This window comes from Cupriavidus sp. (assembly GCF_057315035.1).
This window is the reverse complement of record NZ_DBHKYV010000038.1, coordinates 1-21,411: the sequence shown is the minus strand read 5'-3', so window position 1 is coordinate 21,411 and position 21,411 is coordinate 1. Positions and strand designations below refer to the sequence as shown.

Annotated in this window: 21 protein-coding genes; 11 read left to right on the top strand and 10 right to left on the bottom strand. The window is 64.1% G+C overall.

Annotated features, from left to right (window positions below; genetic code table 11):
• Positions 1-8: 8 nt before the first annotated feature.
• From ACO550_RS31325 to ACO550_RS31315, 3 genes are read left to right on the top strand one after another with little or no spacing between them, the layout of a single operon-like run.
• Positions 9-1,340 (top strand): ATP-binding protein, encoded by a 1,332-nt coding sequence (locus ACO550_RS31325; protein WP_315596315.1) that lies wholly within the window; start codon positions 9-11, stop codon positions 1,338-1,340.
• Positions 1,341-1,347: 7 nt separating this feature from the next.
• Complete coding sequence (locus ACO550_RS31320; protein ID WP_315596314.1) at positions 1,348-2,481, top strand: ATP-binding protein; 1,134 nt, start codon at positions 1,348-1,350, stop codon at positions 2,479-2,481.
• The gene (locus tag ACO550_RS31315) at positions 2,478-3,470 is read left to right on the top strand and encodes a response regulator (protein WP_315596313.1); all 993 of its coding nucleotides are present in this window, start codon (positions 2,478-2,480) and stop codon (positions 3,468-3,470) included. The genes ACO550_RS31320 and ACO550_RS31315 overlap by 4 nt, the downstream gene beginning before the upstream one ends.
• Before the next feature lie 268 nt (positions 3,471-3,738).
• Here the strand turns inward: ACO550_RS31315 and secF are convergent, their stop codons facing one another.
• The 5 genes from secF to queA all read right to left on the bottom strand — a co-directional run bounded on the left by secF (position 3,739) and on the right by queA (position 9,571).
• Complete coding sequence (gene secF / locus ACO550_RS31310) at positions 3,739-4,713, bottom strand: protein translocase subunit SecF (protein WP_315596312.1); 975 nt, start codon at positions 4,711-4,713, stop codon at positions 3,739-3,741.
• A gap of 24 nt (positions 4,714-4,737) precedes the next feature.
• The gene (secD, locus tag ACO550_RS31305) at positions 4,738-6,603 is read right to left on the bottom strand and encodes a protein translocase subunit SecD (protein ID WP_315596311.1); all 1,866 of its coding nucleotides are present in this window, start codon (positions 6,601-6,603) and stop codon (positions 4,738-4,740) included.
• A gap of 208 nt (positions 6,604-6,811) precedes the next feature.
• On the bottom strand, positions 6,812-7,141 hold the full coding sequence (yajC, locus tag ACO550_RS31300; protein ID WP_315596310.1) for a preprotein translocase subunit YajC: 330 nt from the start codon (positions 7,139-7,141) through the stop codon (positions 6,812-6,814).
• 217 nt (positions 7,142-7,358) lie between these two features.
• Positions 7,359-8,489, bottom strand: a complete 1,131-nt coding sequence (tgt, locus tag ACO550_RS31295; RefSeq protein ID WP_315596309.1) for a tRNA guanosine(34) transglycosylase Tgt — start codon at positions 8,487-8,489, stop codon at positions 7,359-7,361.
• 20 nt (positions 8,490-8,509) lie between these two features.
• The gene (queA, locus tag ACO550_RS31290; protein ID WP_315596308.1) at positions 8,510-9,571 is read right to left on the bottom strand and encodes a tRNA preQ1(34) S-adenosylmethionine ribosyltransferase-isomerase QueA; all 1,062 of its coding nucleotides are present in this window, start codon (positions 9,569-9,571) and stop codon (positions 8,510-8,512) included.
• A gap of 185 nt (positions 9,572-9,756) precedes the next feature.
• Here queA and recG point away from each other — a divergent pair, with 185 nt between their 5' ends.
• The 5 genes from recG to ubiA all read left to right on the top strand — a co-directional run bounded on the left by recG (position 9,757) and on the right by ubiA (position 14,995).
• Positions 9,757-11,940, top strand: coding sequence for an ATP-dependent DNA helicase RecG (recG, locus tag ACO550_RS31285; RefSeq protein WP_315596307.1), 2,184 nt, complete (start codon positions 9,757-9,759; stop codon positions 11,938-11,940).
• A gap of 117 nt (positions 11,941-12,057) precedes the next feature.
• The gene (locus ACO550_RS31280) at positions 12,058-13,014 is read left to right on the top strand and encodes a LysR substrate-binding domain-containing protein (protein ID WP_315596306.1); all 957 of its coding nucleotides are present in this window, start codon (positions 12,058-12,060) and stop codon (positions 13,012-13,014) included.
• Between the two features lie 223 nt (positions 13,015-13,237).
• Positions 13,238-13,441 carry a hypothetical protein gene (locus ACO550_RS31275; RefSeq protein WP_315596305.1) on the top strand — a complete coding sequence of 68 codons (204 nt, stop codon included), beginning with the start codon at positions 13,238-13,240 and terminating at the stop codon, positions 13,439-13,441.
• An 86-nt stretch (positions 13,442-13,527) separates the two neighbouring features.
• Positions 13,528-14,013: a Dps family protein gene (locus ACO550_RS31270; RefSeq protein WP_061955510.1), complete on the top strand. Its 486-nt coding sequence runs from the start codon at positions 13,528-13,530 to the stop codon at positions 14,011-14,013.
• A 97-nt stretch (positions 14,014-14,110) separates the two neighbouring features.
• A complete protein-coding gene (gene ubiA, locus ACO550_RS31265) occupies positions 14,111-14,995 on the top strand; it encodes a 4-hydroxybenzoate octaprenyltransferase (RefSeq protein WP_315596304.1) in 885 nt (294 codons plus the stop codon).
• A gap of 60 nt (positions 14,996-15,055) precedes the next feature.
• On the opposite strand, the gene proC is transcribed toward ubiA, so the two are convergent.
• Together proC and ACO550_RS31255 are read right to left on the bottom strand one after the other, a co-directional pair.
• Positions 15,056-15,874 (bottom strand): pyrroline-5-carboxylate reductase, encoded by an 819-nt coding sequence (proC, locus tag ACO550_RS31260; RefSeq protein WP_315596303.1) that lies wholly within the window; start codon positions 15,872-15,874, stop codon positions 15,056-15,058.
• Positions 15,875-15,966: 92 nt separating this feature from the next.
• Positions 15,967-16,656 carry a YggS family pyridoxal phosphate-dependent enzyme gene (locus ACO550_RS31255; RefSeq protein ID WP_315596369.1) on the bottom strand — a complete coding sequence of 230 codons (690 nt, stop codon included), beginning with the start codon at positions 16,654-16,656 and terminating at the stop codon, positions 15,967-15,969.
• 64 nt (positions 16,657-16,720) lie between these two features.
• On the opposite strand from ACO550_RS31255, the gene ACO550_RS31250 reads away from it, so the two are divergent.
• The 3 genes from ACO550_RS31250 (at position 16,721) to ACO550_RS31240 (ending at position 19,473) form a co-directional block, all read left to right on the top strand.
• Positions 16,721-17,764 (top strand): type IV pilus twitching motility protein PilT, encoded by a 1,044-nt coding sequence (locus tag ACO550_RS31250; RefSeq protein WP_315596302.1) that lies wholly within the window; start codon positions 16,721-16,723, stop codon positions 17,762-17,764.
• A gap of 12 nt (positions 17,765-17,776) precedes the next feature.
• Positions 17,777-18,916 (top strand): PilT/PilU family type 4a pilus ATPase, encoded by a 1,140-nt coding sequence (locus ACO550_RS31245; protein ID WP_315596368.1) that lies wholly within the window; start codon positions 17,777-17,779, stop codon positions 18,914-18,916.
• Positions 18,917-18,978: 62 nt separating this feature from the next.
• A complete protein-coding gene (locus ACO550_RS31240) occupies positions 18,979-19,473 on the top strand; it encodes a glutathione peroxidase (RefSeq protein WP_315596301.1) in 495 nt (164 codons plus the stop codon).
• Here the strand turns inward: ACO550_RS31240 and ACO550_RS31235 are convergent, their stop codons facing one another.
• From ACO550_RS31235 to ACO550_RS31225, 3 genes are all read right to left on the bottom strand, one after another.
• A complete protein-coding gene (locus tag ACO550_RS31235; RefSeq protein ID WP_315596300.1) occupies positions 19,474-20,166 on the bottom strand; it encodes a WYL domain-containing protein in 693 nt (230 codons plus the stop codon). It abuts the gene before it with no gap.
• Between the two features lie 78 nt (positions 20,167-20,244).
• On the bottom strand, positions 20,245-20,970 hold the full coding sequence (locus tag ACO550_RS31230; protein WP_315596299.1) for an LrgB family protein: 726 nt from the start codon (positions 20,968-20,970) through the stop codon (positions 20,245-20,247).
• Positions 20,967-21,326 carry a CidA/LrgA family protein gene (locus ACO550_RS31225; RefSeq protein ID WP_315596298.1) on the bottom strand — a complete coding sequence of 120 codons (360 nt, stop codon included), beginning with the start codon at positions 21,324-21,326 and terminating at the stop codon, positions 20,967-20,969. Before ACO550_RS31225 ends, ACO550_RS31230 begins: the two co-directional genes overlap by 4 nt.
• Positions 21,327-21,411: the final 85 nt, after the last annotated feature.

Sequence of the window (21,411 nt, the reverse complement as noted above, 5' to 3'; positions counted from 1 at the left end):
CCAGGGTCATGAGTTCGAATCAGCTGTACGCCGGATACCAGTCGGAGCTGGCAGACTTTCGCCTGGCCTTCAGCCGGGGCGGGGCCTATACCGCCATTGCGCTGGTGCTGCTGGGCGTCGGGCACGACTACGGCCAGTATCCGCATTTCCAGGTCCCGTTCGCGATTGCGCGGGTAGTGGTCTCGCTGATGATCGCGGGGGTGGTGGTGGCGCTGTACAGCCAGGCCGGGCGCCGCTTCGCGCCCTGGCTGACCATGACCTGGCTGCTGTTGCCGCAGATCATGATCGCGTGGATGATCTCGCGCACCGAGGGGGTCGAATCGCCGTACTATGTGGGCCTGAACCTGGCAATCTTCGCGTCAGGCATCGCGTTGCCATTCGGGCTGTGGCAGAACCTGGTGTTCGGCATCCTGTCATACGTGCTCTACGCGGCGGCGTGCCTGCTGCATTCCGGCGGCATCGAGCCCATGGGCACGTTTATCGTCAATTCCCTGTTCCTGCTGTTTGCCGCCGCCGCCAGCGGCGTGTACACGTTCTTCAACGAGCGCGCGCGCTTCATGCTGTTCCGCCTGAAGGCCGAGGTGGCGGACAAGAATGGCGAACTCGAGGTCATCAACCGCAAGCTGGTCGATATCAAGGGCCAGATGCTTCAGCAGGAAAAGATGGCGGCCATCGGTACGCTGGCGGCGGGCTTGCTGCACGAAGTCAACAACCCGGTGAACTTCTGCCTGATGGCCATCGAGGTGGCGATGGAAGAGCCCGCGGCCAAGTCCGAGCCGATGCTCGAGGAATGCCTGGTCGACGCCAAGCAGGGCATGCAGCGCATCCAGCATATCGTCTCGGACCTGAAGACGTTCGCCTACCGCAAGCCCGGTGCCGAAGTGGAGGGCACGCCGTTCCTGTTCGAAAAGGCGCTCGATTCCTCGGTGCGGCTGACCGCGCACGAGCTGCGCGGGGTCAAGATGACGCGCGAAATGCCCGATGACACCCTGGTGCTGGGCGACGAGGCCGCGATCATTGGCGTGCTGATCAACCTGTTCTCGAATGCCGCGCTGGCCATGCGCAAGGCCGGCACCAAGGAGCCTGCCATCCACGCGGCGGTGCGCTGGCAGGACCGGCGCCTGCACGTCACGGTGCGCGACAACGGCCCGGGTATTGCGCCAGAACATCTGGCGCGCGTGTTCGAACCATTTTTCACCACGCGCGAGGTGGGGCAGGGCCTGGGCCTGGGGCTGTCGATCAGTTATGCGGTGATCGAGCGCCATGGCGGGGTACTGTTTGCCGAAAGCGAAGTTGGCCAGTGGGCTGCCTTCAGCTTCGACCTGCCGCGCGCGGAGTAATGCTGTCATGACTGATACCACGCAGACGCGTCCCACCATTCTCTACGTCGATGACGAGGAGATGGCCTGCAAGTATTTCGCGCGCGCGGTCGGTAGCGAATACGAAGTACTGTCGGCCATCAGTGCCGACGACGCGGTTGGCATCCTGCGTGCGCATCACGCGCGTATCTCGGTGCTCGTCACCGATTTCCGCATGCCGGGCCGCGATGGCGGCGACCTGCTGCGCCAGGTGGCACTGGAATACCCGCAGATCGTGCGCATCCTGGTCACGGCCTATGCCGACAAGGACATGTTGCTCGAGACCGTCAACAACGGCGAGGTGTTCCGCATCCTGGAGAAGCCGATCGGCGTGGCCGATGTGCGCGAGATCTTGCGCATGGCCGGCGAGCGCTACCGTGAGCGCGCGGTGCGCCAGCAACGGCTGATGGCGATCGACGAGACGCTGGCCTTCCTGGCCCATGAACTGAACACGCCGCTGGCGGCCATCGCCAATTTCGCGCGCGGCATCGAGGCGCGGGTCAGCAACGAATATACGCCGCAGCGCCAGAACGAGATCGGCCATGCCGCCGGCGCCATGCACGATAACGCGCAGTACTGCCTGGCGGTGCTGTCGTCGTTCCTGCAATCGGTGCGTAGCAGCGCGCGCGGCGCAACCCCCAAGGCTGGCGCGGGACAGGAAGTCAGCGCGGGCGCGTTGGTGGCGTCGCTGCTGGATTCCTATCCATTTGCCGATAACCAGCGTAACTGGGTACAGGTGGAGCTTACGGGAGATTTCCCGGTGTCCACGCTGCCCAATTGCGTGGCGCTGGTCTTGTCGTCGGTCATGAGCAATGCATTGCGGGCACTGGCCGAAGTCAGCAACCCGTCGCTGCGTTTCGTGGTGGTGGCGGGCGAGCGCCCGGAAATCCGTATTGCCGACAACGGCCCCGGCATTCCGCCCGAAGTGATGGACCGGTTGCTGGTGGATCCGGTGACCACGCATGCATCGGCGGGCGGCAGCGGCATGGGCATGATTTTCTGCAATCGCGTGATGCAGTCTTTCGGTGGCGGCATCCGGATCGTCTCCGCATCCGGCGCCGGAACCACCGTTACCCTCGATTTCCCTAATTTCAAGAATCGTATGCACAGGAGTGATCGATGAGCGAACCGAATACTACGCAGGCACCCCCGGCGATTCTGTTCGTCGACGACGAAGCCACTGCCGTCAAGTATTTCCAGCGTGCCATCGGACAGGTAGCACCGGTCGTGACCGGGCAGTCCGTCGAAGAGGGCAAGGCCCTGCTCGACGCACATGCCGACAGCCTTGCCGTGCTGGTATCCGACCAACGGATGCCGGGCGAGTACGGCAACGAACTGCTGCGGTATGCGCGCGAGCGCTATCCGCATATCGTGCGGATCCTGACCACGGCTTATTCGGAACTCGACCAGACCGTCGAGGCTGTGAACCAGGGCCAGATCCATCGCTATATCAAGAAGCCGTGGGACATCACCGCGCTGCGCATGGAGCTCAAACAGGCGCTTGAACTGTCTGGCCTGCGCAAGGAGCGCGACCAGCTGGTGCGAGAAAAGCTGATGGTGCTGCAGACGCAGACCGTGGCCACCCGTGTGGGCATGGTGCATGCGCTGTGCGCGAGCCTGATCGGCCCCGGCCGCTTCCAGCCCGTGGAGACCTACCTGTCAGGCACGTCGCTGGCCGGTGCGCAGAACGCCGAGCCGGACTGGCAACGGCTGGACTACGCCGACCTGGTCGGTGCCGAGAGCCAGCGTAGCGGCGCATTTGGACACGCCGTGGGCACGAAGCTCGCACAACTGCGCGCCGCTGGCCGCGGCGCCGGTGACGTCGCCGCCGTGCTGGCCGAAGCGCTGGGCGCATCGGTGCGGCGCGATGGCGATGTGATTACGTGGACGTCGCCGGGTACGCTGAACGAGTTCGTTTCGAATCCCGTAGGCGAAGCCGTATCGGCGGAGCATGCCGCATGGCTGGCCGTATTGCTGTGGCTCGACGAAGCCGGCGGCGCGCTGCAGTTGCTGCGTGAAGGCGACGCGATTGCCGCACGCGCGGGCACGCGCACCGAATCGTTTGCGTCGGACCGTCTGGCAATCTGGATCGAGCAACTGACCGAAGCGTGACAAGACGGCGGTTCGAACGAAAAAGCCTCGCGTAATGCGAGGCTTTTTTCATGGTGCGGTGAGGGTGAATTACCGCGGGTTTGCTCCCCTCTCCCGCCCGGCGGGAGAGGGGCAGGGGGAGAGGGCTGGCGGCTCAAGTTGCCGATGTCATGCTCGTAAAATCGAGCCTTATGAGGATAGGGAGTGATTTAACGAACATTGCTCGGATGGGCAGACAAAAGAAAAAGGCACCCGCAGGTGCCTTTTTCAATCAGCCGGAAGCCAGCCGTCAGGCCTGAGCTCCGAAGTTCGGGTCGTTGCGGTCGGTCGTGTCGCCGCCTTTCTTGTCGCCCTTGACCAGGTCTTCGCGCTTCACGCCGAGCCACATGGCGAGCGCCGCGGCCACGAACACCGACGAGTAGATACCGAACAGGATACCCACGGTCAGTGCCAGTGCGAAGTAGTGCAGCGTAGGGCCGCCGAAGAAGAACATCGACAGCACCATCATTTCGGTCGAGCCGTGCGTGATGATGGTTCGCGAGATCGTGCTCGTGATCGCGTTGTCGATGATCTCGTGCGTCGTCATCTTGCGGTACTTGCGGAAGTTCTCGCGAATCCGGTCGAAGATCACGACCGATTCGTTCACCGAGTAACCAAGCACCGCGAGAATCGCCGCCAGCACCGATAGTGAGAATTCCCACTGGAAGAACGCAAAGAAGCCCAGGATGATCACCACGTCGTGCAGGTTCGCGATGATGCCGGCCACCGCGAACTTCCATTCGAAGCGGAACGACAGGTAGATCACGATACCGGCCACCACGCACAGCAGTGCCAGCAGGCCGTCGGTGGCCAGTTCCTTGCCCACCTGCGGACCCACGAACTCCACGCGTTGCAGCTTGACGTCAGGCGTGGCCGCGGTCAGTGCGCCCATCACCTGTTCGCTTTGCTGCGCGGACGTCACGGGCTTGCCATCGGGACCCTTCTGCAGTGGCAGGCGGATCATCACGTCGCGCGAGGTGCCGAAGTTCTGCACCTGCACGTCGGAATAGCCAAGCTTGCCGACCTGGCCGCGAATCTTTTCGAGATCGGCGGTCTGCTGGTAGTTGACCTCCATCACCGTACCGCCGGTGAATTCGATCGACAGGTGCAGGCCCTTGTGCCAGAGGAAGAAAACAGCGGCGGCAAACGTCAGGAAGGAGATCACGTTGAAGACCAACGCGTGCTTCATGAACGGAATGTCGCGCTTGATGCGGAAAAATTCCATGATGTGTTCCTGGTGTGTCCTGGCTTACTTGGCGACCGGGGTATCGGAACCCGGCTTCCAGATCTGGCCGATGGCCACGCTCTGGAGCTTCTTCTTGCGGCCATACCAGAGGTTGACCAGGCCGCGGTTGAAGAACACCGCCGAGAACATCGAGGTCAGGATGCCCAGGCAGTGCACCACGGCAAAGCCGCGCACCGGGCCCGAGCCAAATGCCAGCAGCGCCAGGCCGGCAATCAGCGTGGTCACGTTCGAGTCCAGGATGGTGGCCCAGGCGCGGTCGAAACCGATGGCGATGGCCATCTGCGGCGATGCGCCGGCGCGCAGTTCCTCACGGATCCGCTCGTTGATCAGCACGTTCGCGTCAATGGCCATGCCGAGCACCAGCGCGATAGCGGCAATGCCCGGCAGCGTCAGCGTGGCCTGCAGCATCGACAACACCGCCACCAGCAGCAGCAGGTTCACAGCGAGTGCCGCCACCGAAAACACGCCAAACAGCATGTAGTACAGGACCATGAAGACGGCGATTGCGGCGAAGCCATAGGCCACCGAGTCGAAGCCCTTCTGGATGTTGTCGGCACCGAGCGACGGGCCGATCGTGCGTTCCTCGATGATTTCCATCGGCGCGGCCAGCGAACCCGCGCGCAGCAGCAGCGCCAGGTCATTGGCGGCTTCGGTCGAGTACGAACCGGTGATCTGGAAGCTCGAACCGAGTTCGGACTGGATCGTTGCCACGGTCAGCACTTCGCCCTTGCCCTTCTCGAACAGCACGATGCCCATCGGCTTGCCGATGTTCTCGCGCGACACGTCGCGCAGCACCCGGCCACCCTGGGCGTCGAGCTTGATGTTCACGGACGGGCGCTGGTTCTGGTCGAAGCCGGCCGAGGCGCTTTCGATGCGGTCGCCGGTGAAGATCACCTGCTTGCGCAGGATCACCGGTGCGCCATTGCCTTGCGTGAACAGTTCGTCGCCGAACGGCACCGGATCGCCGGCGCGCGGATTGCGCGGTGCGTCGGGGTCTGCCAGGCGCGCTTCCAGCGTGGCGGTACGGCCGATGATGTCCTTGGCCTTGGCGGTGTCCTGCACGCCCGGCAGCTGCACGACGATACGGTCGGCGCCTTGCTGCTGGATCACGGGTTCGGCCACGCCGAGTTCGTTCACGCGGTTGTGCAGCGTGGTGATGTTCTGCTTGACGGCGGCGTCCTGCACGGTCTTGCGTGCGGCGTCGGTGAACACGCCCACCACGTTTGTGCCATCGATCGAGAACGCCAGTTCGCGCAGGTTGTCGGCCAGGGTGCTGCGCGCGCGATCGGCGTCGCCAGCATTGCTGAAACGCACGGTCAGGCGGTCGCCATCGCGGTCGATGCCGGCGTGGCGGATGTTCTTGTCACGCAGCAGCGTGCGCGCATCGCCGGACAGGCTGTCGAGCTTCTTGTCGACGGCGCCCTTCATGTCGACCTGCAGCAGGAAGTGCACGCCACCGCGCAGGTCCAGGCCCAGGTACATCGGCAGCGCGTGCAGCGCGGTCAGCCAGCGCGGCGAACCCGACAGCAGGTTCAGCGCGACCACATAGGCGGCATCGTTGGCGTCGGGGTTCAGCGAGCGCGACAGTACGTCCTTGGCCTTGAGCTGCTCGTCCGTGGTGCGGAAGCGCGCCTTGACCGAGCCGGACTGGCCCGACACATCGAAGAAGATGCCGTCAGGTTGCAGCTGGTTCTGCGCCAGGATCTCCTCCACATGCTTCTGCATGGACAGGTCGACCTTGACCGTGGCCTTGGCCGACGATACCTGGACGGCGGGAGCCTCGCCGAAGAAATTCGGCAGGGTGTAGGTGATGCCGATGGCCAGGGCCACCAGGATCACGATGTATTTCCAAAGCGGATAACGATTCATCTTTGGCCAGTCATTGCAGTTGGCTTGCCGACAAGTCGCGCATCATGCGCGCCGGTTCGGCGGGACCGGTTGGCAAACAGCCGCCTGGCAACCCCGAAGCGGATCCTGAAGGATCCGGGGGCTGGTTCAGGCGGCTGCGCAGGGCACGGCCACGCGGCGTCGGACGCCATATGACACGTGCCGGATCAGGCTGGCAGGGCAGTCCGGATCAGAGCGACTTCAGCGAGCCCTTGGGCAGCACGGTAGTCACTGCGTTCTTCTGCACGGTGATTTCCGTGCCTTCGGCCACTTCCAGCGTCACGTAGTTTTCATTGACCTTCGTGACACGGCCCAGGATGCCGCCGGCGGTGACGACTTCGTCGTTCTTGGCCAGTGCTTCCAGCATTGCCTTGGATTCCTTCTGACGCTTCATCTGCGGGCGGATCATGATGAACCACAGCACCGCGAACATCAGGATGATTGGCAGGAAGCTCATGAGGCCACCAGCCGCGCCGCCGCCGATACCGGCAGTCTGGGCAAAAGCGTTCGAAATCAGCACGTTACTTCTCCGTCACAAAGGTCAATCAGGGAATCGGGCATTCTATCACCCGTTGTTGTCCCGCCTTGGCATTCTAGGGCGAATTCCGGGTTTGTTCGGGGTGCTTTCGGCGTACTTTAAAGACGTTGCAGAAAGGTACCCCGGACATTGGCCGGCGCGGGCAGTTATTCGACCATCAGGCAGCGAAAAGTTCGCTGCCTGTCTGGCATTTAAGACATTAGCGTGTCCCGCGCGCGCGGTTCTCGGCGAACTGGCGTCGGAACGCCTCGAAGCGGTGTTCCTCGATGGCGGTGCGCATCTCGCGCATCAGTTCCAGGTAGTAATAGAGGTTGTGGATCGTGTTCAGGCGCGCACCGAGGATTTCGCCGACGCGGTGCAGATGGTGCAGGTAGGCGCGCGAGAAGTTGCGGCAGGTGTAGCAGCCGCATTGTTCGTCCAGCGGACGCGGATCGTTGCGGTGTGCCGCGTTACGGATCTTGACGTCGCCAAAGCGCGTGAACAGCCAGCCGTTGCGCGCGTTGCGGGTCGGCATCACGCAGTCGAACATGTCCACGCCATGTGCCACGCCGGCCACCAGGTCTTCCGGCGTGCCAACGCCCATCAGGTAGTGCGGCTTGTTGGCCGGCAGGCGCGGACCCACGTGCTCCAGCACGCGCATCATGTCTGCCTTGGGCTCGCCCACCGACAGCCCGCCGATGGCGTAGCCATGGAAGTCCAGCTCCGACAGGCCGGCCAGCGACTCGTCGCGCAGGTCTTCGAACATGCCGCCCTGCACGATGCCGAACAGCGCGTTCGGGTTGGCCAGCCGCTCGAACTCGTCGCGCGAGCGCTTGGCCCAGCGCAAGCTCATGCGCATCGATTTCGCGGCTTCGTCGTGCGTGGCCGGGCGGCCGTCGATCTCGTACGGCGTGCATTCGTCGAACTGCATGACGATGTCCGAATTGAGCGTGCGCTGGATCTGCATCGAGATCTCGGGCGACAGGAACAGCTTGTCGCCATTGACCGGCGATGCGAACGTGACGCCTTCTTCGGTGATCTTGCGCAGTTCTCCAAGCGAAAACACCTGGAAGCCGCCCGAATCGGTCAGGATCGGCTTGTCCCAGCCAATGAACTTGTGCAACCCGTTGTGGGTGTCGACTACGTCAAGTCCCGGGCGCAGCCACAGGTGGAACGTGTTGCCGAGGATGATCTGGGCGCCGATCTCGTTGAGTTCGAGCGGCGACATTGCCTTGACCGAGCCGTAGGTGCCCACGGGCATGAAGATCGGTGTTTCCACGACGCCGTGGTTCAGCGTGACGCGGCCGCGGCGCGCGTTGCCATCGGTGGTCAGCAGTTCGAAATTGAGCATGATGTGTTCTCGGATGCGGGTCAGTCGCGGCCATCGCGGCAGGTCAGCAGCATGGCGTCGCCGTAGCTGAAGAAGCGGTAACGGGCGTCTACGGCGTGACGGTAGGCGGCGCGGATCGCTTCCACGCCGGCCAGCGCCGATACCAGCATCAGCAGCGTGGATTTTGGCAGGTGGAAGTTCGTAATCAGCGCGTCCACCGCACGGAAGCGGTAGCCAGGGGTGATGAAGATATCGGTATCGCCGTTGCCGACGTTCAACGTGCCATCCGCTGCGGCGGCCGATTCAAGCGCCCGTAGCGACGTGGTGCCCACGGCGATCACGCGTCCGCCGCGTGCGCGCGTTTCGCGGACCGCTTCGGCCAGTTCGGGCGTGATCGCATACCACTCCGAATGCATCTTGTGCTCGGCCAGGTTCTCGGTGCGTACCGGCTGGAACGTGCCGGCGCCCACATGCAGCGTCAGGAATGCGCGGCGAACGCCGGCCGCGTCGAGCCGCGCGAACAGTGCATCATCGAAATGCAGGCCGGCCGTGGGCGCGGCCACTGCGCCCGGATTGCGCGCGTAGACGGTCTGGTAGCGCGTTTCGTCGTAGGCGTCGGGATCGTGCGTGATATAGGGCGGCAGCGGCAACCGGCCGTACCGTTCGATCAGGTCGAGCGCCGGTTCCGGAAAGCGCAGCGTGAAGAACTGGTCGACCCGCGGCCCCACGGTGACCGAGAACGCGCCATCGGCCAGATGCAGCGCGCTGCCCTCGGCCGGCGTCTTCGACGCGCGCACCTGGGCCAGTACGGTATGGCTGTCGACCACCCGTTCGACCAGCACCTCGATACGTCCGCCGCTCGGTTTCTGGCCGAAGAAGCGTGCCTTGATCACGCGCGTGTCGTTGAAGACCAGCAGGTCGTGCGGGCCCAGATATTCGAGGATGTCGCTGAACGCGCGGTCGACCAGGCGCACCGCTTCGGCGGTGTCTTCCGGGGCTGTCCGCTCCACCACCAGCAGGCGGCTGGCGCTGCGATCGGGCAGGGCGGACTGCGCAATCAACTCGGGCGGCAGCGGGAAATCGAAATCGGACAGGGTCAACATTGCGGTTCAACAGGGCAAAACGAACGGGTAAAACGCCACGCAATACGGGCCGGGGCGGCATTCCGGAATGGAGTGCCGCCGCAGTCATCGGTACGGCATGGGTACAATCGGCGAATCCGACATTGTAAGGCTTGGGCGCCTGGCGTCGCCCGAGCCCCGCTTGTTACCTCCATATTCTTGCGCTGATGCCAGGCACCGCCAACGAACCGATCGACGAATCCGCCCAGCCGGCCGAGCAGCCGGGCAGGCGTGCCAGCGCGGCCAAGGCTGCCGATGCCACGAAGGGCAAGCCGTCCACGGCGGCGGCGCGGCTGGCCAAGCTCGGGTTGCGGCGGCCGGTCGACCTGGTGCTGCACCTGCCCCTGCGCTACGAAGACGAAACCACGCTCGAGCCGATCCGCGATGCGGTTCACCGCGCGGGCCTGGGCCTGGCCGCACAGGTGGAAGGCGAGGTGATCTCGAATGAAGTCAGCTTCCGCCCGCGCCGCCAGCTCGTGGTCAAGATCGCGGATGACAGCGGCGAGTTGACGCTGCGTTTCCTCAATTTCTACGGCAGCCAGACCAAGCAGATGGCCGAAGGCATGCGCCTGCGCGTGCGCGGTGAAATCCGTGGCGGCTTCTTTGGCGCCGAGATGGTTCATCCGACCGTGCGCGCCGTGGTGCCGGACGAGCCGTTGCCGGATCGCCTGACCCCGGTTTATCCGGCCACCGCAGGCATCTCGCAGGCCTATCTGCGCAAGGCGATTGGCGGGGCGATGTCGCGCACGCCGTTGCCCGAAACATTGCCGCAGCCCTTGCTCAAAGGCGTGCTGGCGACATTGAAACTGCCGCCGCTGATCGACTGCCTGCGTCTGCTGCACCATCCGCCGCCACAGGAAAGCGAGGCCGCGCTGGCCGACCGCTCGCATCCGGCCTGGATCCGCATCAAGTTCGATGAGCTGCTGGCCCAGCAGATTTCGCTGCGCCGTTCGCAGGCCGCCCGGCGCGAGAAGAACGCGCCGTCGATGCCACGCCGCGACGATGGCCTGCTGACGCGTTTCCTGGCGGCGTTGCCCTTCCGGCTGACCGGCGCCCAGCAGCGCGTGGTCGAGGAGATCGCCGCCGACATGACCCGGCCACACCCGATGCATCGGCTGTTGCAGGGCGACGTGGGCAGCGGCAAGACCATCGTGGCCGCGCTGGCGGCGTGCCAGGCCATCGACGCCGGCTACCAGGCCGCGCTGATGGCACCGACCGAAATCCTGGCCGAGCAGCACTTCCGCAAGCTTTCGGCATGGCTTGAGCCGCTTGGCGTGCCGGTGGCCTGGCTGGCCGGCAGTCTCAAGACCAAGGCCAAGCGCGAGGCCGTGGCGCGTGCCGAATCGGGTGAGGCCCGGCTGGTGATCGGCACCCATGCGCTGATCCAGGACGGGGTGCGTTTTGCCAACCTGGGTCTGGCCGTGGTCGACGAACAGCATCGCTTCGGGGTGGCCCAGCGCCTGGCGTTGCGCGGTAAGGCGGGCGCCGGCGAAGGCGGCGGTGCCCAACCGCACGTCGCCGACGAGAAAGTCCCGCACCAGTTGATGATGTCGGCCACGCCCATCCCGCGCACGCTGGCCATGACCTATTACGCCGATCTCGATGTCTCCGTGATCGACGAACTGCCACCGGGCCGCACGCCGATCGTCACGCGGCTGGTCAATGATGCGCGCCGCGACGAGGTCATCGAGCGTGTGCACCATGCCGCGGCCGAAGGGCGCCAGGTGTACTGGGTGTGCCCGCTGATCGAGGAAAGCGAGGCGCTGCAGCTGCAGACCGCCGTGGAAACCTACGAAACGCTGGTGGCCGCGCTGCCCGACCTGCGCGTGGGGTTGGTCCATGGCCGTCTGCCGCCGGCCGAGAAGGCCGCCGTGATGGACGATTTCAGCGCCAACCGGCTCCAGGTGCTGGTGGCCACCACGGTAATCGAGGTCGGCGTGGACGTACCCAATGCCTCGTTGATGGTGATCGAGCATGCCGAGCGCTTCGGCCTGGCGCAGCTTCACCAGTTGCGTGGTCGGGTGGGGCGTGGCAGCGCCGAATCGGTCTGCCTGCTGATGTACCAGGCACCGTTGTCACCCACTGCGCGCGAACGCCTGGCCACCATGCGCGAAACCACCGACGGCTTCGAGATTGCGCGGCGCGACCTGCAGATCCGTGGGCCCGGCGAATTCCTGGGCGCGCGCCAGTCCGGCGAGGCCATGCTGCGCTTTGCCGACCTGGAAACCGACGCCTGGCTGGTCGAATACGCGCAAGAGGCCGCCGAACTGATGCTGGAGCGCTTCCCCGAAGCGGTCGAGGCACACCTGTCGCGCTGGCTTGGCGGGCGTGAGCATTTTCTCAAGGCATAGCCGGGTTGCGAGTCGCTGACTTGTCAGAAAAGTGTCGTATGGCTGACATGACATCGACGATCTGACAGACGCCGCAATCGAAGCTAAAATCTATCGCCTAACCGAACCTGATTAATCATGACGCTCACCGAACTCAAGTACATCGTCGCCGTAGCGCGCGAGCGCCATTTTGGCCGGGCGGCCGAGGCGTGCTTCGTGTCGCAGCCGACGCTGTCGGTCGCCATCAAGAAGCTGGAAGACGAGCTCACCGTGCAGATTTTCGAGCGCGGTACGTCGGAGGTGTCGGTGACGGCCATTGGCGAACAGATCGTGGCGCAGGCCCAGCGCGTGCTCGAACAGACCATGGCGATTCGCGAAATCGCCAAGCAGGGCAAGGATCCGCTGGCCGGGCCGCTGCGCGTGGGCGTGATCTACACGATCGGGCCGTACCTGTTGCCGGCGCTGGTCAAGCAGATGATCGACACGGTCCCGCAGATGCCGTTGATGCTGCAGGAGAACTACACCAACAAGCTGATCGAGCTGCTGAAGCAGGGCGAGATCGACTGCGCGATCATGGCAGAGCCGTTCGCCGATTCGGGCCTGACCGTACGGCCGCTGTACGACGAGCCGTTCGTGGTGGCCGTGCCGCGTGGTCACCAACTGGCGCAGCAGGCCATGGTCGATCCGGACGAGCTCAAGCAGCAGACCATGTTGCTGCTGGGCAGCGGCCATTGTTTCCGTGACCATGTGTTGGGCGTATGCCCGGAGCTGTCGCGTTTCTCGCAAGCCGCGGACGGGATCCAGAAGACATTTGAAGGCTCGTCGCTCGAGACGATCCGCCATATGGTGGCCAGTGGCGTGGGCATCACTGTATTGCCCCGGACCTCGGTGCCCGATCTCAAGCCACGCAACGACATGCTCGCCTACGTGCCGTTTGCCGACCCCGTGCCGGATCGTCGCGTGGTGCTGGCCTGGCGCAAGAGCTTCACGCGCCTGCCGGCCATGGAGGCGCTGGCCAATGCCGTGGCTGCCTGCGACCTGCCTGGCGTGCGTGGTATTGCCACGAGCGCGACGAAGGAAGCCGTGGCGGCCTGATCCTTGGTTCCGCTTCGGCACGATATGCAACGGCAGGGGTGACCTTGCCGTTTTTTATTGCTTATTCACTTTTTCCACGGGCATAGCCATTCACTATTCGATAGTTTTAAATTATCAAATGGTCACTTCAATAGCGTCTGGATACACTCCTTCCATCGAGTTACGGGACATCGGCGGAACCGCCGGATCCCGCAACGCCACAGGCAAGGTATGGAGGCACATCATGGCAATGCTCAATCTTTTCGTAACCGAATTCCGGCAACTGCGTACCCAGGCGGCGCACGCCGGTGCGACGGCCCGGGTGCGCGAAGCCGGACGCCTGCGTCGCAAGGTGGTGCGCAAGGAGATCGGCATGGCCGTGGTCACGCTTGGCGCGATGGTCATGTTCCTCGACGCTGCACGGGGCCTGTCCTTTCTTGTGACGTGATCCTGGTGCGATAATGACCGCTGCTCGTCCGCGCCCGGATGCGGACGCCGATCCTCGTGGCTTGACCAGAATGGAGCTGAATCACCATGGCAAAGAAGAATGAGATGAGCGTGAATATCGGTATTTCGGACAAGGACCGCAAGAAGATCGCGGAAGGCCTGTGCAAGCTGCTGGCCGACACCTACACCCTCTATCTCAAGACCCACAACTTCCACTGGAACGTGACCGGCCCGATGTTCAACACGCTGCATCTGATGTTCGAGACGCAGTACAACGAACTGGCGCTGGCGGTGGACGCGATTGCGGAACGTATCCGTGCGCTGGGGTATCCGGCCCCGGGCACCTACAAGGAATACGCGAAGCTGTCGTCGATCGCCGAGGAAGAGGGCGTGCCCGAGGCTACCGACATGATCCGCAAGCTCGTGGAAGGCCAGGAAGCCGTGGTGCGCACCGCGCGCTCGCTGTTCCCGGTGATCGATGCCGCTGGCGACGAGCCGTCGGCCGACCTGCTGACCCAGCGCATGCAGACGCACGAGAAGACCGCGTGGATGCTGCGCTCGATGCTGGCCTGAGCCGCATCATGCCTGCCGCCGGTTGAACCGGTAGGACGCGCCCCGGCATCTGCCGCGGCGCGTTTTTGCTTAGCATTGCCAGAAGTTTGCCTCCGCCATGTCCCATCCGTCCGCCGCCCCCCATCATCCGAGCCGCCTCGCGCTGTATGCGCGCCTGGTGCGCATCGACAAGCCGATCGGCACGCTGCTGCTGCTGTGGCCCACGCTGTGGGCGCTATGGATGGCGGCCGAAGGACCGCCGTCGTGGCAGATGTTCTGGATCTTCTTCGCCGGCACATTCCTGATGCGTTCGGCCGGATGCGCGATCAACGACTGGGCCGACCGCGATTTCGACAAGCATGTGAAACGTACCAAGGAGCGTCCGTTGACGGCCGGGCTGATTGCCGGCTGGGAGGCGCTGGCGATTGCCGCCGCGCTGGCGCTGGTTTCGTTCGCACTGATCCTGCCGCTGAACGGGCTGACCAAATGGCTGGCCGTGGTGGCGGCGGTGCTGGCCGGCACCTATCCGTTCTTCAAGCGCTTCTTCGCGATTCCGCAGGCGTACCTGGGGATTGCGTTTGGCTTCGGCATCCCGATGGCATTCGCGGCCATCCAGGGCCAGGTGCCGTTCGTGGCCTGGCTGATGCTGCTCGGCAATGTTTTCTGGGCGGTGGCGTATGACACGGCCTATGCGATGGTCGATCGCGATGACGACCTGCTGCTCGGCATGAAGACGTCGGCCATCACGTTTGGCCGCTTCGACGTGGCCGCGATCATGCTCTGCTATGCGGCGTTCCTGGGCTTGATGGCCTGGGCCGGGGTACTGCTGGGACTGGGCTGGCCCTATTTCGCCGGGCTGGTGGCCGCGGCAGGGCTGGCCGGCTACCACTACACGCTGATTCGCGAACGCGACCGCATGAAATGCTTTGCGGCGTTCCGCCATAACAACTGGCTGGGAGCCTGCGTGTTTGCCGGGACGCTGGTGGCGTACTGGCTGAAGTAACTGCTTGGTTTGCCCCCCTCTCCCATGAAATGGGAGAGGGGGGCAAACACACAAGGGAGTTCAGTCCTTCCCGAACTCTGCGCCCATTTCGCGCCCGCGCGCGGCAGCGGCGTGCATGGCCTTGACGAAGGCGTCCTTGATGCCGCTGGCATCCATCTCGGTCACCGCCGCATAGGTGGTGCCACCCTTCGACGTGACACGCTCGCGCAGCGTGGCGACCGGCTCCGGCGATTGCGCTGCCAGCGCCGCCGCACCGCGGAAGGTCTCGACGGCCAGTTGCCGGCCCTGTTCGGCGGACAGGCCCATCTCGGTCGCGGCACGCTCCATGGCCTCGACAAAATAGAACACATAGGCCGGGCCGCTGCCCGAGATGGCCGTTACGGCATCGATCTGGTCGTCGTTGCCGACCCACACGCACTGGCCGACGGCCTCGGCCACGGCCGTGGCAATGCCGCGGTCGGCATCGGACAGGCCTGGCGCCGCGGCCAGTCCGGTCATGCCCATGCCGGCCAGGGCCGGGGTGTTGGGCATGGCGCGCACCAGGCGCGCGCGGCCCAGCCAGCGCGCCATGTCCTGCAGGCGGATGCCGGCGGCCACGCTGATGATCAGGTTGTCTGTCAGCAGCGGTACCAGCGGTGCAATCGCATCACGGTATTGCTGTGGCTTGACGGCCAGCACGATCACGTTGCTGGCGCCGAAAGCGGCGTCCGGCGCGGCCAGCGCATGCACGCCGGTTTGCGCCAGGCGCTGGCGTGCGTCTTCCGACGGATCGACCACGCGGATCGAGCCGGCAGGCACGCCACGGGCCACCAGGCCGCCAATCAGGGCAGAGGCCATGTTGCCGCCGCCGAGGAAGCCGAAGGTGAGGGAATCGAGCATCAAGTTTCCTGGTCTGCCAGTGCGATACGTGTCGACTGGCCATTTTTCATGTCATGGTGTTGCGGGGACCGGCACGGACCCTTGGGGAGCGATCAGCTCCGCGCGCCGAAGATTGCGGTTCCGATACGCACCAGCGTGGCGCCCTCGGCAATGGCCGCGTCCATATCGGCGGACATGCCCATCGAGAGCGTGTCCACCTTTAGCCCGGATTGGCGTAGTTGATCAAGCAACGCGCGAAGGGCGGCAAATGGTTGACGCTGGGCGGCCAGATCGGCCGCCGGCGCCGGAATGGCCATCAGGCCCCGCAGTTGCAGGTTTGGCAACGCCGCAATGGCCATGGCGAGGGCCGGTACCTCGCCCGGCGCCACACCGCTCTTGGTCGCTTCATTGCTGATATTGACCTGGATACAGACCTGAAGCGGCGCCATGCCGGCCGGACGCTGGGCCGACAACCGCTCGGCGATTTTCAAACGGTCGATCGCGTGCACCCAGTCGAACTGCTCGGCCACCTGGCGGGTCTTGTTGCTTTGCAGGGGCCCGATGAAATGCCAGTGCAGATGGTCGCGCAGGTCGCCTAGCGCCGCAATCTTTTCCAGCCCTTCCTGGACATAGTTTTCGCCAAACGCGTGCTGCCCGGCGGCAAATGCCTCGCGCACGCCGTCGGCGGAAACGGTCTTGGAAACGGCCAGCAGCATGACCTCGGAAGATTCCCTGCCGGCCTGTTGTGCGGCCGCCGCGATGTCATTTTTCACGGCTTGCAAGTTGGCGGCGATTACAGACATAATCCGGCGAACATATTCAAAGAAGTAAAACAATAAGCGGTTCTTTAGGGTGGGGTCATTATAGATGGACATCGCACAGCTACTGGCCTTTGCGGTCAAGAACAAGGCTTCCGATCTTCACCTCTCGGCAGACATGCCGCCGATGGTGCGTATTCACGGGGATATGCGTCGCATCAATGTCGCGGCCATGACGCACAAGGACGTTCACGCGCTGGTGTACGACATCATGAGCGACGTCCAGCGCAAAGCCTACGAAGAACGCCTGGAGATCGACTTCTCGTTTGAAATCTCGGGTTTGTCGCGTTTCCGGGTCAATGCCTATACCACGCAGCGCGGTGCCGCCGCGGTGTTCCGGACCATTCCGTCGAAAGTCCTGACGCTTGATGACCTGCACGCGCCGGCCGTATTCGCGGACCTGTGCATGAAGCCGCGCGGCCTGGTGCTGGTGACCGGGCCGACCGGTTCGGGCAAGTCCACCACGCTGGCGGCGATGGTGGACCACCGCAATGAAAACGACATGGGTCACATCCTTACGGTGGAAGACCCGATCGAATTCGTCCACACCTCCAAGAAAAGCCTGATCAACCAGCGCGAACTGGGCCCGCATACGCATTCGTTCGCCAACGCGTTGCGTTCGGCGCTGCGTGAAGACCCGGACGTGGTGCTGGTCGGTGAATTGCGTGACCTGGAGACGATCCGCCTGGCACTGACTGCCGCGGAAACCGGCCACCTGGTCTTCGGCACGCTGCACACGAGTTCCGCCGCCAAGACCATCGACCGTGTGGTCGACGTGTTCCCGCCCGAGGAAAAGGACATGGTGCGAACCATGTTGTCCGAGTCGCTCGAAGCGGTGATCTCGCAGACGCTGCTCAAGACGCGCGACGGCAATGGCCGTACCGCGGCCCACGAGATCATGATCGCCACGCCCGCGATCCGCCACCTGATCCGCGAGAACAAGATCGCGCAGATGTACTCGATGATGCAGACGTCGAGCGGCCTGGGCATGCAGACGCTGGACCAGTGCCTGAGCGACCTGATCAAGCGCGGCATGATCAACTACAACGATGCGCGGGCGATTGCCAAGAACCCCGACGCATTCATGGGTTAAGGGAGTTCGATGATGCTCGACCGCGAATCCGCCTCGAAGTACATCAACGACCTGCTCGAGCTGATGGTGAACAACCGCGGCTCGGACCTGTTCATCACATCGGAATTCCCGCCGGCCATCAAGGTCGACGGCAAAATCACGCCGGTATCGCAGCAACCGTTGAATCCGACCCAGGCGCTGGGCCTGGTGCGTTCGATCATGAACGAGCGCCAGATCAAGGAGTTCGACGAGACGCGCGAGTGCAACTTTGCGATCACCGCGCCCAACGCGGGCCGCTTCCGCGTGTCGGCGTTCATCCAGCAGGGTCGTGCCGGCATGGTGGTGCGGACCATCAATACGCGCATTCCGTCGGTCGAGGATCTCGACCTGCCGCAGTCGCTGCATGACATCGTGATGTCCAAGCGCGGGCTGGTGATCGTCACCGGCGCCACGGGCTCGGGCAAATCCACGTCGCTGGCGGCCATGCTCGACCACCGCAATGCGCATTCGTACGGCCACATCATCACGATCGAGGATCCGATCGAGTATGTGCATGCGCACCAGAACTGCATCGTCACGCAGCGTGAGGTCGGCATCGACACCGAGTCGTGGCATATCGCGCTCAAGAACACGCTGCGCCAGGCGCCCGACGTGATCCTGATCGGCGAAATCCGCGATCGCGAGACCATGGAATACGCAATGCAGTACGCGGAAACCGGTCACCTGTGCCTGGCCACGCTGCACGCGAACAACGCCAACCAGGCGATCGACCGCATCGTCAACTTCTTCCCCGAGGAAAAGCGCCAGCAGTTGCTGATCGACCTGTCGCTGAACCTGAAGGCCATGATCTCGCAGCGCCTGCTGCCGCGTGCTGGCCGCAAGGGCCGGGTACCCGCGGTGGAAATCATGATCGGTACGCCGCTGGTGGCCGACCTGATCTTCAAGGGCGAGATCCACGAGCTCAAGGAAGTCATCAAGAAATCGCGCGAGCAGGGCATGATCTCGTTCGACCAGGCGCTGTTCGAGCTCTACGAGTCGGAGAAGATCACATACGAGGATGCGCTCAAGAACGCCGATTCGCTGAACGACCTGCGCCTGATGATCAAGCTGCACAGCCAGCGGCATCGCGAAACGGACCTCAGTGCCGGCACCGAGCACCTGAACGTGATCTGACGTGCCCCGGGCAGGCGCGGTATCCTTCTCGCCTGTCCAGAATAATTCCGAGGAGCCAGACGATGAGCAACGTCTATCAGTTCGAAGCCAATGCGCTGTCCGGCAAGCCGGTGCCGCTGACCGAATTCCGCGGCAAGGTGCTGCTGATCGTCAATACGGCCAGCGAGTGCGGCTTCACGCCGCAGTATGCGGGGCTGCAGACCTTGCAGGACGCCTACCTGGCGCGTGGTTTCGATGTACTGGGCTTTCCGTGCAACCAGTTCGGCAAGCAGGAGCCCGGCGATGCGGAGCAGATTGGCGCATTCTGCGAGTCACGCTTCCATGTCACGTTTCCGATGTTCGAGAAAGTCGACGTGAAGGGCGCCGATGCCCACCCGCTCTACAAGTGGCTGACCTCGGAAAAGCCGGGATTGCTCGGTACCCAGGCCATCAAATGGAATTTCACCAAGTTCCTGCTGCGCCGCGATGGCACGATCTACAAGCGCTATGCGCCGACGACCAAGCCCGATGAAATTCGCAGCGATATCGAAACGTTGCTTAACGATCCGGGCGCCTGATCAGTCGGTGGCCTCGGCGCGTACCGCGCGCAGGAAGCCGTTGAGCGATCGATCGGGTGTTTCATGAAAACGGTCATCGAGCATCGTGAGCTTGCGGCAGCGGTCCAGTCGAAAGCTCCGGTAGTCCTCGCGCGTGGTGCACCACGCGGCCACCAGCCATACATTGCCCCAGAAAAACAAGCCGAGCGGTTGCACCACGCGCACCGTATCGCGCTGCTGCGCGTCGCAGTAGTCGATCTGTAGCAGGCGCTGCGCACCAATCGCGGTATGCACGATGTCGAACGCTTCGCGCACGGCCGGATGGTTCGCATACTCGGGCGCGAAGATGCGGCTCTGCTGCGCGGCCAGGCGCCGTTGCTGGGGCAGCGCGGCCATCAGCTTTTCCAGCGACGGATCTGCCGCGGCGGCCAGCGCGCCACCGCCCCATGCCTTGAGCAGTCGTAGCCCGGCCACCATGGCCTCGACCTCCATCGATGTGAACATCAACGGCGGCACATCGTAGTCGGGCCGCAGGCGGTAACCGATGCCGGCCTCGCCCTCCACGGGCACGCCCGACAGCGACAGTGCCTGGATATCGCGATAGACCGTGCGCTCCGACACACCGAGCCGTTGCGCGAGCAGCGCGGCCGTGGTCAGGCGGCGTCCGCGCAGGACCTGCACGATCTGGAAGAGACGGTCGGCGCGTCGGCTCACGGGTGTCCTCGCTAAGGTTGGGAGAACGGATGATGCGCGGGGACTCCTGACAACGTCGTGTCAGTAGCCGTCAGGGGGTCAGTGAGGCATCCACGCGGCCAGCACCGGCACCAGGATGGCCGTCAGCACACCGTTCAGGCCCATGCCCAGCGCCGAGAACGCGCCCGCTTCCTGGCTGACCTGGAATGCGCGCGCAGTGCCAATACCGTGCGCGGCCACGCCGGTCGCAAAGCCACGCACGGTGTAGTCGCGCACACCCAGCAGGTTCAGCAACCCCGTGGCGCTGATCGCGCCAATGATGCCGGTGGCCATCACCAGCACGGCAGTCAGCGAAGGCAGGCCGCCAATCTTCTCGGATACGCCCATCGCGATCGGGATCGTCACGGACTTCGGTGCCAGTGACCGTACCACCTCTGGCGACGCGCCCAGCGCATAGGCGATGCCCACGGCCGATACCACGGCCGCCACCGAACCGGCCAGCAGCCCGATCAGCAGCGGCAGCACATTGCTGCGCAATTTCGGCAACTGGGTGTAGAGCGGTACCGCAAGTGCCACGGTGGCCGGACCCAGCAGGAAGTGCACGAACTGCGCGCCATCGAAGTACGTCTTGTAGGGCGTGCCGGTGACGGTCAGCACGGTGACCAGGATGGCCACCGAGATCATCACGGGATTGGCCAGCGGCGAGAAACGGGCGCGCTCGTAGATACGAAACGCGAATACATAGGCAATCAGCGTTGCCGTGAGCCCGATCAGCGGGCTGGCCGCCAGATAGACCCAGATCTCGTTGAGGCGCGGCGACATCATTGCCCGGCTCCGTGGTCGGCAGGCTTGCGCATCAGCGCGCGCGTGACCACTGCCGTGACCGCAATCGCCACCCAGGTGGAAATCACCAGCGAGATCACGATCGGCATCCATTCGCTGCCGATGCGGTTCGCGTGCACCATGATGCCGACGCCGGCCGGTACGAACAGCAGCGAGAGGTGCTTGAGCAGCTCGCTGGCGGAGCCCTGGATCACGGGCAGTAGCCGGTTGTCGAATACCAGCCAGCCAAACAGCAGCAGCATGCCAATTACGGGCCCGGGCACGGGCAGGCGCAGCGCGTAGCTGATGACCTCGCCGACGGTCTGGAAAACCAGCAGGATGGCAAACGTCTGGAGCATGGGGGGCGGCTTCGGGGGACCAATGAGCCGACATGGTACTCCCGTACAAGATGCGTGCAAGCTTCTTGCTCCCCTCTCCCCCGGC